The sequence below is a fragment of the Tistrella mobilis genome (genome assembly GCF_041468085.1).
GTDB lineage: Bacteria > Pseudomonadota > Alphaproteobacteria > Tistrellales > Tistrellaceae > Tistrella > Tistrella mobilis_A.
This window is the reverse complement of record NZ_CP121017.1, coordinates 1,712,846-1,728,118: the sequence shown is the minus strand read 5'-3', so window position 1 is coordinate 1,728,118 and position 15,273 is coordinate 1,712,846. Positions and strand designations below refer to the sequence as shown.

The following is a 15,273-nucleotide window of genomic DNA, read 5'->3' as shown; positions in this document are numbered from 1 at the left end:
TATTATTCCTCTACCATAAGTATAAAATTTCTGATAAATACACCATATAGACGATCTACCCATACTTGCCTGAAAAATGCGGCCGACAGCTGCATGTCGGCCCGGGAGGAGCCCCATGGCCGATTTCTACTCACAAGCCTTCAACTTCCCGAGCGCGCTGCAGAGCGGCGTCGACCCGCGGACGGGGCTTTACAGCGTAAGCCTGCCGATCGCCCGGCTGATCGGGAATGCCAATCTGGGTCCGTCGCTCGATCTCGCCCTGCGCTACGACCCGCTGGGGGCGGTGGCGCCGGGGATCGGACAGGGTTTTTCGCTGGGCCTCTCGCGCTATGACAGCGGACAACGCCTGCTGATCCTGTCGACCGGTGACCAGTTCAAGGTCAACGAGACGACGAATGGCGTGTCTCTTCAGCAGAACCGGCTCGACACGGTGCGCTTCGAAAAGCTCACCACCGGTTCTTATGCCGGATACTACAAGATCACCCATAAATCAGGCGAGGTTGAGTTACTCCGCAACGATGCCTTCACGATCAAGGTGCCGAGCCGGATCTACAGCCCGACCGGTCGGCGGCTCGATCTGACCTGGGATCAGTCGGGAACCACCCGCCGCCTCACCGAAGTGAGGGATGAGACAACGGTCCTGTTCCAGGCGAGCTACGGCACCTCGGTCAGCACGCTCACCGTCTGGCCGGGACAGACCGGCAGCTATACGCTGCGCCTCTTCTTCCAGGGCAATTTTCTGAACCGGGTGGAGAATACCTCCCAGACCCCTGCCCTCGCCTGGGGCCTGACCTACAATCCGGTCGGCGGCCGGCAGATGCTGACCGAACTCCAGTCTCCCACCGGACTGATCGAACGAGTGACCTATCTGGCGGGCACCGCTGCCTTCCCCTCGGGTGCCGGCCTGCCGGCCCTGCCGCGGGTCGACAGCTATACGCAGTACCCGCAGGGCAATCAGCCGGCGATCAGCCGGACCTACACTTATTCCTCAAATAATTACCTGGGCGCCTCGGCCAGCGGCGGCCGCTGGAGCCCGGACTCGGATTATCTCTACGATGTCCTGACAAGCTATACTTACTGGTCCCGCGAGACATCGGTCTGTGGCGACCGGACCATGACCATTGAGCGGACCTACAACAACTTCCACCTGATGACCAGGGAAGTCGTCAGCCAGGGTACCGCCGCCCGGACCACCGAGACCGTCTATTACGCGCGCATCGGCACCCAGTTCAAGGATCAGCCGCCACAATTCCAGCTGCCGCGATCCAGCACCGTGACCTATGCCCGCAATGGCGGCCAGTCGTCACGCACCGAGACCACGACGACCGAATTCGACAGCGCAGGGAACATGACCCTGCAGGTGACGCCCGACGGCACGACCACGAGCTGGATCTATTACCCGGCCGGCGGCGAGGCGGGCAAATGCCCCCCGGATCCGAACGGTTTCGTCCGTTTTCCCAAGACCTGCACCGTCACGCCGCCCGCAACGGCTTACGATGCCCCCGTCGAAACCACCAGCTACAGCTATGATGCGCTGGGCGTGGTGTCGGGAAGCCCGGTCGCGAGCGCCGTGATGAAGACGGGCGAAGACCTGTCCCGCAACGGACGGCTGCTTCACAGCGCCACCTACGCCTATGTGACCGATACCCGGTCCGCGGAATTCGGCCGGATGTCGCGGCTGACCGAGACCATCCACGTTCCCGGCGGCACCCCCGCCTCCTATACCCGGCAGACAGATTTCGCCTTCGCCCGCCAGGGCGGCGATCTGGTTCAGACGGCGACCATCACCACGCATGACGGCCTTACGGTCACCCGCCGTCGGGTACAGACGACTTATGGCGCGCGGCTGATCTCCGAAACCGATCCCTGGGGTATCGAGACCCGCTACAGCTATGACGGGATCGGTCGGATCCTGACGAGCACGACCAGCGCCGGCACGGCTTTCGAGACCGTACAGAGCTATGCCTACGAACTGCAGAGCGGCAGCCAGAAGACCTCGGCAACCATCGTCACCGACCCCCGCGGCGTCCGCACCCGCTACTGGACCGATGCACTCGGTCGCGAAGTCCGGCGCGAGATGGCAGATGCCGACGGCGCCCTCCAGGGCTGGATCACCATTGCCTCGCGCAGCTACGACGCCTGGGGACGGGTGACGGAGGCCACCGATCTCGACGTGCTGCGAGCGGATGGCGGCGGCAGCCAGACCACCGTCTCGGGCACCACCCGCTTCGCCTATGACGACTGGGGTGGCAACGACGTCACCACCCTGCCCGACGGTCACCAGGAACGCAGCGCCTATGATCCCGTAAGCCTCCAGACGCAGACCGGCCTGATCGGCCCGGGCCAGGGGTGGCAGGTCACCACCTGCAATCTTCTGGGTCTGCCGACGACGACAACGCGCCATGCGCCCGATGGTACGGTCCTGGCCACGATCACCTGCGCCTATGACGGCATCGGCCGGCTGCGCCGCCGCACCGACGAACTCGGCCAGGTCACCGCCTACAGCTATGACGACTGGGACCGGGTGATCGCCACCACTCTGCCCGACGGAACGGCGGTCACCAAAAACTATGCGCCCGATTCCAACGACACGCTGATCACCGCGGTCAGGGTGGGCAGCACCTCGCTCGGACTGCAGACCTTCGACGGGCTCGGGCGCAAACAACAGACGACCACCGGCGGCCAGACCACCAGCTTCACCTACGAAGGCAACCGGCCGGTTCCCGCAAGCGAGCACCGCCCCGACGGCGTCACCGCCAGCTTCACCTGGGAACCTGCGCTCGGCTTCTCCCGTACGCAGATCAGTGCGGGCGGCATGGTCCAGAGCTATGTCTATGCACCGGCTGGCATCCTGCTGACCAATGCCACCCAGACCGGCGGAGCCGTGCGCGACATTGCCTACTATCCCTCGGGCCTGCTCAAAAGCGAAACCACCCGGACGGCGCCCGACGCCCCCACGCGCAGCACCTCTTATCTGCATTCGCTTCAGGGTCGGCTGCAGCACTGGACCGATATCGGCGGCACCACCCAGCGCTTCGCCTATGACGGGATCGGCCGCAACACCGGCATTACCGATCCCGGCCTGACTGCCAGCATCAGTTACGACGGCTTCGGACGGCCGTCGAGCTGGACCGCCACCGACCCCACCACCGGCCGCAGCCTCACCACCACGCTCGGCTACGACGCCTTCGGGCTGGAGATCAGCCGCGAGATATCGGGGGCGGCCAGCCTGTCGATGTCGCAGAGCTGGCGGCCGAACGGCCAGATTCAGAACCGGACCACCCGCGAGGGTGGCACCGTCCTCAGGCAGGAGAACTTCGGCTACGACAGCCGCAACCGGCTGACCAGTTACAGCTGTGCCGGCAGCCAGCCGCCGGTCGATGGCTCGGGGCGCGCGATTTCAGCCCTTGCTCTCAGCTATGACGCGCTCGGTAATGTGGTCGGCTGCACCACCACGCTTACCGACGGCACCGACACCGCCGTCTTCACCTATGACACGACCGATCCGAGCCGGCTGGTGCGGGTGACCCATACCCATCCGGGCTACCCCGCCCGCATCGACCTCGCCTATGACGGCGCCGGCCGGATGATCCTGGACGGCGCGGGGCGGCGCCTGGGCTACGACCCGCTCGGCCGGCTGATCACGGTCGATGGCGGCACGACGGCAAGCTATGGCTATGATGCCACCGACCGGCTGATCCTTCAGGGCCTGAACGGGGGTGGCAACGACGAACTCCACTACCGCGGCAGCCTGCTTGCAAACCAGATCGAAACCGGCAGCACGCTGCGCTTCCCCAGCCTCGCGGGGCTTGCCCTCGGCCAGCGCCGCGACGGGACCGGAGCCGCCACGGCGCTCTATGGCACCGACGGCAAGGGGAGCGTGCTGCTTGCAGCCGGTATCGGCAGCTTCGCTTACACGCCCTATGGCTTCAGACCGGTTTCAAAATCGGTGCCCAATGGATTCGATGCCGAGCGGCAGGATCCGGCCACGGGCATGATCCATCTGGGCAATGGCTACCGGGCCTATGACCCGGTGCTGATGCGCTTCACCACCCCGGATTCCTGGAGCCCCTTCGGCCCGGGCGGCATCAACCGCTACGCCTATTGCGCCGGCGACCCCATCAATCTGGCCGATCCGACCGGGCATCTGAGCGTGAGTGCCTGGATCGGCATCGGCCTCGGCATCCTCGGCATCATCGCGACGGTCGTCACCTTCGGCATGGCGGCGGCACCAGTGATTGCGGCAGAGGGCGTGATCGCCGGGATCAGTGCCGGTGCCTCGGCAGTGGGCGTGATCGGCGGGCTGGGCCTGGCCGCCGACATCACCGGCATCGTCAGCGGCGCCCTGGAAGAGGCCGCGCCTCAGGCCTCCGCCATTCTGGGCTGGGTGTCGATGGGCCTCGGCGCCCCGGGGGCGATGGAGGGGCTGGCGAAACTGGGCAGCACCGTCGGCCGCCGTGTCGGCAACAGCCTGTCGGAACTGTCGGAGCGCGTCGCGACCATCCAGCGCGAGGGGTTGAGCGGCCGCGGCGCTCCCAGGGCGGCACGCGCCTGGGCAGCAGAAGCCCCGGCGGCCCGCAGACCCTGGGAAGCCGCCAGCGAAGGCCGAAGCCTGGTGACGTCGGAATCCGGGGTCGTCGCCCCCCGCAGCCGGTTCGACAACGGCGCCCCCGCTCAGCTTGGCCGGGGCGAAACCGCCCGCGCCAGCAACTATCCGCATCTGTCCCCGGCCGCCAACGACGTCGGCCGTGCCGCCGTCGGCATCGACACCGCCGATCACGTGACATCCACCCGCTACGTCACCACCACCATCGGCGACTGGAACCCGAGTCAGGGCATGCGCGAGCGCTTCGACGTCGTGCAGCGCTTCCGGCAGGACAATCAGATCGGCGCACAACCGCTTCACGACAGGTTCTTCGCCGCCGACAACCAGGGGCGGCTCTACAACGTGACCGCAACATCGCCGAGCGGACGGGTCGAGGTCCCGAGCCGTGGCACGCCTCTGACCGAGACCAATGCCGACCGGCTGACCTTCACCGTCGGTGCGCCCACCGGCGACCCGCCACTCAGCCCGCGCAGCATCCGCCGCCGGGTTCCAGATACCGGCTACAGGTAACCGCCTCTCCTCCGCCGACCCACCCGCATGTCAAAGGGAGACCGCCAGATGGACGCCGTGCAGAGACAAGCCGCCAGCGGTACATACGATAATCCAAAGGTCTGGGGTGATGACGCCCAGCAGGGTGATATCTTCATCGTCCGCCAGTCCGATGCCGACAACAACAACATCTACACCACCGGCGACTTCATGATCGCCCAGTTCAACGGCAGCAGCCAGGGCCGCTACTATCCAGCCTGGGGTGAGAACAACGCCGACTGGCATCATGCCTGGAGCGGCCTGTCCGATTTCCGCATCGTGTTCGAAACCGGGGCCACCTCTGGTTCCATCTACGGCAACGGCCTGAACCAGATCGGCGTGCGGGTCTACTTCACGCCGATCGACGTGAACGGCACCGTGGTGCCGCTGAGTGCCGCCGTACTGGCCCGGACCAGCATCACGCTGCTCGACTACACCACCGCCCAGTCCCTGCCGTCCGGCTGGGGTTACGGGACGTCGGCCAACCAGTTCCACACCCTGCCCGAAGGCCAGAGCGCGGCGGCGCGCTTTGCCCAATTCGTTCAGGAGGTCACGACCTATTATGTGACCTGCGCGACCGATGCCCGGTCACGTGCAATCACCATCGGCAGCCGGATCACCCTGCCGGATGGCGGTTATGCGCTGAATGCCGACCAGCATTTCAATGCGCCGGCCGGCAACTTCAAGAACAGCGTCTACCTCCGTGCCCTGACGCCGATCTTCTACAATTCGAGCAACACCAGGCTCGACCGTGAAGATACGGCCAACGGCAAGGACTGGGACCAGGACAACTACTATTTCACCATCACCGAGCAGGGCTGCTATATCATCCGTTCGGATATCAGCGGTGCGCCGAGCGGTCCGTCGAACTGGTCAATCATCTCAAAGGACAAACACCCGAACTGGCACTATATCTGGCAGTTCGGTCCGGAAAGCACCGCCTATATTTCCCAGATCGGCATCAACATCCGCTACAATCAGCGCCGCAATGCCGTTTGTCTGACCCGGCTGCACAGCAGCAGCTATAACTCGGGCTACGACAACTGGTACTACGAGACCCGGTTCACGATCTACGACCAGTACGGCAATAACGGCCTGTTCAGCGCGGTGCGCAACGAAAGCGACTGGGGCAACACCATCTGGGTCGCCGAGGGCAATCACACCAGCAAGGGATGATGCCGGATGCAGAAGGGGCGGCAGGTCATCACCTGCCGCCCCCTGGTGCATGATAGAACCGAATGACGCTCAGCCGGCCAGTGCCGTCGCCACCGCCTTCACCGCATCGGCCGCCTTGTCGGCCTCGGGGCCGCCGGCCTGGGCAAGATCCGGGCGGCCGCCGCCGCCCTTGCCGCCCATGGCCTCGGCCGCGGCGCGAACCAGCTCCACCGCGCTGAACCGGCCGGTCAGGTCTTCGGTGACGCCGACCACGACGCCGGCCTTGCCCTCGTGAACGCCCACGATGGCGACCACGCCCGAGCCGACCTGCTTCTTCAGCGCATCGGCGACGCCGCGCAGCTCCTTGGCCGGCACACCGTCGAGCACCCGGCCGGCGAAGCGGACATCGCCGATCTGCTCGATCTGCTCACCGCCGCCGGCGCCGCCGGTCGCGATGTCGCGACGCAGCTTCGCCACCTCTGCTTCCAGCTTCTTCCGCTCGTCGAGCAGGCCCTGAATACGGTCGACCAGCTCGGCCGCCGGGGCCTTCAGCACCGCAGAGGCCTCGGCCAGACGGTCCTGCTGCAGCTCCACATGGGCCAGCGCCGCATCGCCCGCCACCGCCTCGATCCGGCGGACGCCGGCGGCGACGCCGCTTTCCGAGACGATCTTGAACAGGCCGATATCGCCGGTGCGGGTGACATGGGTGCCGCCGCACAGCTCGACCGAATAGGCCGAACTCCGGCCGTCTTCGCCAAGAAGGCTGCCCATGTCGACCACCCGGACCTCGTCGCCGTACTTCTCGCCGAACAGCGCCATGGCGCCCTGGGCGATCGCCTCGTCAGGCGTCATCAGCCGGGTGCCGACCTCGCCATTGGCGCGGATCAGCCGGTTGACGTCGGCCTCGATCGCCTTGAGGTCCTCACGCGCGATCGGGGTCGGCTGCGAGAAATCGAAGCGCAGCCGGTCGGGGGCCACCAGAGAGCCCTTCTGGGTGACGTGATCGCCCAGCCGGCGACGCAATGCCGCATGCAGCAGATGGGTCGCCGAGTGATGGGCGCGCAGCGCATCGCGCCGGGCGGTATCGACGGTGAGCCGCACCGCGGCACCCTTCGCCACCCGGCCCGCGACCACGCGGCCCATATGGATGATCAGATCGCCCAGCTTCTTGGCCGTATCGGTGACCTCGATCTCAAGCCCGCCCTCGCCGGTGATCCGGCCGGTATCGCCCATCTGGCCGCCGCTCTCGCCATAGAACGGGGTCTGGTTCACCACAAGCGCAACCTGGGCACCGGCGTCTGCGGCATCGACCGGCGCGCCGTCGATCAGCACCGCCTGGACCACACCGTCGGCGGCCGTTGCACCATAGCCCAGGAACTCGGTGGCTCCCACGGCATCACGGACCTCGAACCAGACCCGGTCCGTCGCGGCCTCGCCCGAGCCGGACCACGAGGCACGAGCCTTGGCGCGGGCCTCGGCCAGCGAGGTCTCGAAGCCGGCGGTATCGACCCCACGGCCCTCGGCACGCAGCACGTCCTGGGTCAGGTCGAGCGGGAAGCCATAGGTGTCGTAGAGACGGAAGGCGACCTCACCCGGCAGCTTCTCGTCGGCACCGAGCGTCTGGGTGGTTTCTTCCAGCAGACGCATGCCGCGGTCGAGGGTCTGACGGAAACGGGTCTCTTCCAGCTTCAGCGTCTCGGTGATCAGGGCCTGGGCGCGGCGCAGCTCGTGGTAATGGTCGCCCATGGTCTCGATCAGCGCGGGCACCAGCCGGTACATCAGCGGCTCGGCCACGCCCATCTTATGGGCATGGCGCATGGCGCGACGCATGATCCGGCGCAGCACATAGCCACGGCCCTCGTTCGACGGCAGCACGCCGTCGGCGATCAGGAAGCCCGACGACCGCAGATGGTCGGCGATCACCCGATGCGACATCCTGAACGGCCCGTCGGGCTCGGTGCCGCTGGCGGTGGCCGAGGCCGAAATCAGCCGGCGGAAGATGTCGATGTCGTAATTGTCGTGCTGCCCCTGCAGGATGGCCGCGATCCGCTCCAGCCCCATGCCGGTGTCGATCGACGGCTTGGGCAGGTCGAGCCGGTTGCCCGGTGCGATCTGCTCGTACTGCATGAACACCAGGTTCCAGATCTCGATGAAACGGTCGCCATCCTCGTCCGCACTGCCGGGAGGGCCGCCATAGATGCCTTCACCATGATCGAAGAAGATTTCGGAGCACGGACCGCAGGGGCCGGTATCGCCCATCGCCCAGAAATTGTCGCTGGTCGCGATGCGGATGATCCGGTCGTCGGAAAGACCGGCGATCTTCTTCCAGTAGCCCGCCGCCTCGTCATCGGTGTGATAGACGGTGACCAGCAGTCGGTCCTTGGGCAGGCCGAATTCGCGCGTGACCAGGTTCCAGGCAAGCTCGATTGCCTGTTCCTTGAAATAGTCGCCGAACGAGAAATTGCCCAGCATCTCGAAGAAAGTATGGTGCCGGGCGGTGTAGCCGACATTGTCCAGGTCGTTGTGCTTGCCACCCGCGCGCACGCATTTCTGCGAGGTCGCCGCCCGGTCATAGGGCCGCTTCTCGGCGCCGGTGAACACGTTCTTGAACTGGACCATGCCAGCATTGGTGAACAGCAGGGTCGGGTCGTTCTGCGGGACCAGCGGGCTCGACGCGACCACCTCGTGGCCGTTCTTCGCGAAGAAGTCGAGGAAGGTCCGGCGGATCTCGGTCGCGCTGGTCATGGTGTAAAACGCCATCCCGTGTTGCAAACGCAGGTGAAGATCGACGGAACGGGGGGCCGGGCCGGATTGTTTCCGGCCATCTGCGCCCCTGGCTTCAACAGCCCCTGTGGCCTCAACGGCAACGAGCCCCGCAGGCGGTGCAGGCGACGTCCGGGGATGTATCGATCCCCGCCCATCGCCGGCCCACCCGGAGGCCCGGCCATTCAGGTTCAGCCGCTCCCAGGGTTCGGACGTTTTACCCGTGCCGCCCGCCATTGTCCACGCGAGCGTTCAGGGCGTGACCACCCTCGGTGATCACGCCGCCCCCGGAAGGGCTCAGTCCTCGTCGTCGGATGCCGAGAAGGCGGTGCCGGCAACCAGGGCGAGCGGGGTCTTGTTGGCACCAAGGCCATAAGCCTCGCGCACCCGATTCTCGACCTCGCGGGCAATCTCGGGATTGTCGCGCAGGAAGGTCTTGGCGTTCTCGCGCCCTTGGCCGATGCGCTGGTCACCATAGGAGTACCAGGAGCCCGACTTCTCGACGATGCCCTGCTTGACGCCCATGTCGATCAGCTCGCCGGTCTTCGACACGCCTTCGCCATACATGATGTCGAACTCGACCTGCCGGAAGGGCGGCGCGACCTTGTTCTTCACCACCTTGACGCGGGTCTGGCTGCCCACGACCTCTTCACGCTCCTTCACCGCGCCGATACGGCGGATGTCGAGGCGAACCGAGGCGTAGAATTTGAGTGCATTGCCGCCCGCAGTCGTCTCGGGGCTGCCATACATCACGCCGATCTTCATCCGGATCTGGTTGATGAAGATCACCACGCAGCGCGAGCGCGAGATAGAGCCGGTCAGCTTGCGCAGCGCCTGGCTCATCAGCCGGGCCTGCAGGCCGACATGGCTGTCGCCCATCTCGCCTTCAAGCTCCGCCTTGGGCGTCAGCGCCGCGACACTGTCCACCACCAGAACGTCGATCGCGCCCGAGCGGACCAGTGTGTCGGCGATTTCGAGCGCCTGCTCACCCGTGTCGGGCTGGCTGATGATCAGCTCGTCGATGTTCACGCCCAGCTTACGCGCATAGGACGGATCCAGCGCGTGCTCGGCATCGACGAAGGCGCAGGTGCCGCCGCCGCGCTGAGCCTCGGCGATCGCATGCAGCGCGAGCGTGGTCTTGCCCGAACTTTCCGGGCCATAGATCTCGATCACGCGGCCACGGGGAAAACCCCCGACGCCGAGAGCGATGTCAAGGGCGAGAGAGCCCGTCGGCACGACATCCACATCGACCTTTTCCTGCTGGCCGAGCTTCATCACCGAGCCCTTGCCGAACGCGCGCTCGATCTGACCGAGCGCGGCTTCGAGTGCCTTCTGCTTGTCCATCTCGTCCTTGCCTGTCAGGCGCAGTTCGGTTTGAACCATGGGCACCATGGCCACGCCCCTCTTGTTCCACAGGCGGTCACCCGATGCAAGCACCGCCGCCCGCAATCACTATGTACTCTTTTTGTTCCGGCTTGCAAGCCCCCTGTCGGGCGGGACGACCAGGGCCGCGAAAAATCGCCGGGTCACGGCGTGACAAGCGCCGCCCCGCTTCTGTCACAGCTTTGTCCGTGTCCGCCGGCCCCGCCCCGAAGGCATGATCCTGGTCGAGGGGTGGTTCGCCGTGGCGCCAGCAGAGGATCGGTGCCGGTCGAGGGACCGCGAACTGCCCCGACACAACAGTTTGGCTACCGCGTGCCTCTCACCCGGGAGGCCGGACCTCGTCACGGAGGGTCGTGTAATGACCGACAGCACCATCAAGCGGATGGACAGCCTGCTCGCCATGGCGCTTGCGATCGCCTGCGCCGGCGCGGTCGCGACCATGACACCCGCCATCGGTCAGGAACTGATGGACCGCCCGGACCCGATCGATTCGCAGACCCTGGAAGCGACACCCGACACCGATCCGCTTGCCGGCCAGTCCGCGCCGCTCAGCCGCGACCTGCCGAGCGATGCCCAGGAGCGCATCCGCTTCGAGCAGGCCGTAAGCGCCGAGATCCAGCGCTGGGATGCCGAGGTTGCGATGCGGGTTCGCGAGCTTCAGCTTCAGGACGATTATGGTGCCACCCGTGCCCGGACGGATCTGACGAAATCCTGGCAGCAGGTGACAGAGACCTATCAGAGGCTTCAGGCGGCGCCCGACCGCCAGTTCGAAGATCGGAAGGAACAGTTCCTGATGGCTTGGAACGGCTTCGAAGAGACCTGGCGGCGTACCCGCGCGACGTGACGTCGCCCCCTGCCGCCAGCAGGCGCCGGGGCCCGATGCGCCGCGCATCCCGTCCCCTCCCCGCGGCCCCGTCCAGGCCCCGGCGTCGCATTCATGGTGCATCGCCCGCCCTGTCGCCCCCGGACAGGGCGGGCGATGACGTTTTCGGCGCCGTCAGCCGGTGGCGTCGTCCATTGCGTCACGCACCGTCTGGACCAGCTGCTTCAGATTGAAGGGTTTGGGCAGGAAGCGGACGTTTGGGTCGTCGCCAAGCCGGCGGCGGAAGGTGTCTTCGGCATAGCCCGAGATGAAGACGATCGAGACGCCGGGCACCTTCTCGCGCACCTTCTCCGCCAGCGCCGGCCCATCCATACCCGGCATGACCACGTCGGTGACCAGCACGTCGATGCCGGCCTGGACCAGTTCATCGAGCCGGGCCGCCGCCACATCGGCGCTTTCGGCCTCTTCGACGGTGAAGCCACGCTGGCGCAAGGCCCTTGCAGCGAAGGCCCGTACCGGATCCTCGTCCTCGACGAACAGCACCCGGCCGCCGGAGCCGGCAATTTCGGATTTGCGTGGCGGTGCCACTTCGGGGGCGAGGTCGATTTCGAGCCCTGAAGTCTCCACCTCGGTATGGCGGGGCAGCAGAATGCGGAAGGCGGTGCCACGACCGGGTTCGCTGCGCACGAACAGGAAGCCACCGGTCTGGCGGATGATGCCATAGGCGGTGGCGAGGCCGAGCCCGGTGCCCTGCCCGGCCGCCTTGGTGGTGAAGAAGGGCTCGAAGATCTTGGGCAGGATGTCGCGCGGAATGCCCGAGCCGGTATCGCGCAGTTCGACCATCACATAATCGCCGGTCGGCACCCGTTCGCGCCCGCCGGCCATCATCCAGTCGCGATCCATCGCCAGCGTATCCTCGCTCGCGAAATTGCGGGTTGCGACCGACAGCTGTCCGCCGCTCGGCATCGCGTCGCGGGCATTGACGGCCAGGTTGATGATCACCTGTTCCAGCTGCCCCTGATCCACCCGGACGGGCGCCAGATCGCGACCGTGATGGACGTCGAGCATGATCGCCTCACCCAGCAGCCGGCGGAGCAGATGGGTGAGTTCGGCCAGCACGTCGGTGATGTCCAGCACCCGCGGTTGCAGGGTCTGCTGGCGCGAGAAGGCGAGCAGCTGGCGGACCAGATTGGCCGCGCGATTGGCATTCTGCTTGATCTGCATGACGTCGGCAAAAGACGCGTCACCCGGCGGATGGCGCATCAGCAACAGGTCGCAGAAGCCGATCATGGCCGTCAGCAGGTTGTTGAAATCGTGGGCGACGCCACCGGCCAACTGGCCCACGGCCTGCATCTTCTGCGATTGGGCGAACTGGACCTCCAGCTCCTTGCGTTCGGTGACGTCGATGATATGGATCAGGGCCGCGGCCAGATGGTCTTCATCGGCACGGCGCAGCATCAGGGCGGCCACGCGATCAGGACGCTGACGGAACGAGACCTCGATCGGTGCGGTGATGCGCTCGGCCCCGCCGAAAATCGCATCAAAGGCATCGGACAGCGCAAAGCGGCGGTCATGGACCACCAGATCGATGAAGCTGTGCCCCGCCTCCAGGCGATCCTCGCCGGTCAGACGGATCAGGGCGGCATTGGCCGCCAGCACGCCCCCCCGGTCGTCGACCAGGGCGATGCCGATCGGCGCCAGATCGAACAGACGCCGAAAGCGGTCTTCGGCCGGCTCGATCGGCACGATATCGAGATCGAGCCCGCGAGCGGGGCCGGCCTCGGGCGGCGGCGGAGGCGGCAGCTGCAATGATGCCGCCGCCTCGGGCAGGGCTTCGAGCACGATATCCGGGATGGTCGGGCTTTCCGGCCGCGCATCGACGGCCGCCACCTGCAGCATCGCCGAGCGGGCCAGCCCGGCCCCGGCAAAGATGATCAGGATCAGGCCGCCGACATCGACCAGTGTGGTCATGCCGCTTTCCGGCATACCGCCCAGCTCGATCCCGGTACTGCCCGCCAGAAGGGCGATGCCGGTGATGCCGATCACCAGATCACGCATCACTGCCTGGGTCGCGCCCTTCAATGCTTCCATGCTCATACCGTCCTGCTCGCCCGTCATGGTCTTCGGCCGGATGCCGTTCGGGCATCATGCCACAGCACGGGTCATCCGCGCACGCGCCGCCCTTTGGCCCGGAAGACATAGCCGATCACCTCGGCAACGGCCTGATAATGCTCGACCGGGATTTCGCGATCGATTTCGGCCGTGTCCCACAAGGCGCGGGCAAGAGGCGGGTTTTCCACCACCGCCACATCGTTCTGCAGCGCCAGATCGCGGATGCGGAAGGCGACGGCATCCACACCCATCGCCACCACCATGGGCGCGTGCATCTTGGGCGGATCGTATTTCAGGGCGATGGCATAATGGGTCGGGTTGGTGACCACGACATCGGCGGTGGGGACCGCCGCCATCATGCGCTTGCGGGCGCGTTCCATGCGGATCTGGCGCAGCCGCGCCTTGATGATCGGGTCGCCTTCGCTCTGCTTCATCTCGTCGCGCACCTCGCGCTGCGACATCCGCATCTGCTGCATGAAGGTGTAGCGCTGAAAGGCGTAGTCGGCGGCCGCGATCACCGTCATCACACAGGCCGCCGCCAGCACGATCACGAAGGCATCGTCGGCCAGCCGCTCCATCAGGGCGACCGGCGCTTCACGCGGCACCAGATCCAGGTCCTCCAGCCGTGGCCGGGCCACCAGCCACGACACGCCGGCGACCACGATGATCTTGAGCACGCCCTTCACGAACTCGACCAGCGCCTTGGCCGAGAACTGGCGTTTCAAGCCGCCGATCAGCGAGATCTTGTCGAGACTGGGCTTCAGCGATTCCGCCGAAACATTACCGCCGCGCTGCACGAAGCCCGACGCAAGCGCGGCGATGATGAACACCAGCACCGGCAATGCCAGCCAGGTCAGCATCTGGACGGCCAGAGCCCTGAGCAGATAGCCGACAGCCGTCGGGTCCATCAGAAAGGTATCGGCGCTGGCGATCAGCCCGCGCAGCCCCAGGCCGACATCCCGCACCATGCCCGGCAGCACCGCCACGATCGCGATCGAGACCGCAACCAGCATGAGCCAGTGATTGATTTCCTGGCTGGACGGAAGCTGACCTTTCTTGCGTGCCTCTTCCAGCTTTTTTGGCGTGGGGTCTTCGGTTTTCTGGCTGTCGTCTTCGCTCTGCTCGCTCATGCGTCAGTTTCCCGGCTTCAGGGCAGGAGCATGTCGAGACGCTGACCGACCCGATCGAGCCAGACCAGCATCGCGGCAGACAGCGTGATCGCCATGACCGAGAGCCCGATCAGCATCTGGACCGGAATGGCGATGAAGAACACCTGGATGGTGGGCATCAGCCGGGCAAGCAGGCCCAGCGCCACCTGGAACAGCGTGCCGACCAGCAGCAGGGGGGCGGCGACCTGAGTTGCGAGCACGAAGGCCGCATCCAGCAGCCGCCCCATCATTTCAGCGGCATCGCCCAGGGGCAGCGGCTCGCCGACCGGGAAGGTCTGATAGCTGTGGACGACGGCGCCCAGCATCATCAGATGCATGCCGCTGGTGAAGATCAGCACCAGCGACAATGCGGTCAGGAAATTGCCGGGCAGCGCACCCTGGGCCTGCTGGGTGGGGTCGTACATCATGGCGGTGGCGAGGCCACTCTGCATCGAGATGACCACGCCCGCCGTATGCAGCGCCGCAACCAGAAGCCGCAGCATCAGGCCGAGGAGGATGCCGACCGCGGCTTCAAGAAAGGCGAGCCGCAAAATCTCCGCCGGCTGGTCGGGCACGACCGGCAGCTCCGTCTCGATCACGGGGGCAAGAGCGACCGACAGCAGCAGGGCCAGGATCAGGCGGGCACGGGCCGAGACATTGGTCTCACCGATGCCCGGCATCAGCATCAGGGCGGCGCCCAGCCGCAGGAACACCAGCATGACCGAAAAGGTCTCGACACCCAGCAGGTCGGTCAT

Annotated in this window: 8 protein-coding genes; 3 read left to right on the top strand and 5 right to left on the bottom strand. The window is 66.1% G+C overall.

The annotated features are described in order from the left end of the window. Positions 1-115: 115 nt before the first annotated feature. Both P7L68_RS13665 and P7L68_RS13660 read left to right on the top strand, forming a co-directional pair. Positions 116-5,116, top strand: coding sequence for an RHS repeat-associated core domain-containing protein (locus tag P7L68_RS13665; RefSeq protein WP_372006186.1), 5,001 nt, complete (start codon positions 116-118; stop codon positions 5,114-5,116). Positions 5,117-5,164: 48 nt separating this feature from the next. Continuing rightward, positions 5,165-6,310, top strand: a complete 1,146-nt coding sequence (locus tag P7L68_RS13660; protein WP_372006185.1) for a hypothetical protein — start codon at positions 5,165-5,167, stop codon at positions 6,308-6,310. Between the two features lie 69 nt (positions 6,311-6,379). Here the strand turns inward: P7L68_RS13660 and alaS are convergent, their stop codons facing one another. Further along, positions 6,380-9,034, bottom strand: a complete 2,655-nt coding sequence (gene alaS / locus P7L68_RS13655; RefSeq protein WP_372006184.1) for an alanine--tRNA ligase — start codon at positions 9,032-9,034, stop codon at positions 6,380-6,382. Positions 9,035-9,349: 315 nt separating this feature from the next. Continuing rightward, on the bottom strand, positions 9,350-10,435 hold the full coding sequence (recA, locus tag P7L68_RS13650; protein WP_372006843.1) for a recombinase RecA: 1,086 nt from the start codon (positions 10,433-10,435) through the stop codon (positions 9,350-9,352). A gap of 358 nt (positions 10,436-10,793) precedes the next feature. On the opposite strand from recA, the gene P7L68_RS13645 reads away from it, so the two are divergent. Next, a complete protein-coding gene (locus P7L68_RS13645) occupies positions 10,794-11,279 on the top strand; it encodes a hypothetical protein (protein ID WP_372006183.1) in 486 nt (161 codons plus the stop codon). A gap of 153 nt (positions 11,280-11,432) precedes the next feature. On the opposite strand, the gene P7L68_RS13640 is transcribed toward P7L68_RS13645, so the two are convergent. From P7L68_RS13640 to fliR, 3 genes are all read right to left on the bottom strand, one after another. Continuing rightward, a complete protein-coding gene (locus P7L68_RS13640) occupies positions 11,433-13,349 on the bottom strand; it encodes an ATP-binding protein (RefSeq protein WP_372006182.1) in 1,917 nt (638 codons plus the stop codon). A gap of 71 nt (positions 13,350-13,420) precedes the next feature. After that, positions 13,421-14,500 (bottom strand): flagellar biosynthesis protein FlhB, encoded by a 1,080-nt coding sequence (gene flhB / locus P7L68_RS13635; RefSeq protein WP_372006181.1) that lies wholly within the window; start codon positions 14,498-14,500, stop codon positions 13,421-13,423. Positions 14,501-14,517: 17 nt separating this feature from the next. Continuing rightward, a complete protein-coding gene (fliR, locus tag P7L68_RS13630; RefSeq protein ID WP_372006180.1) occupies positions 14,518-15,273 on the bottom strand; it encodes a flagellar biosynthetic protein FliR in 756 nt (251 codons plus the stop codon).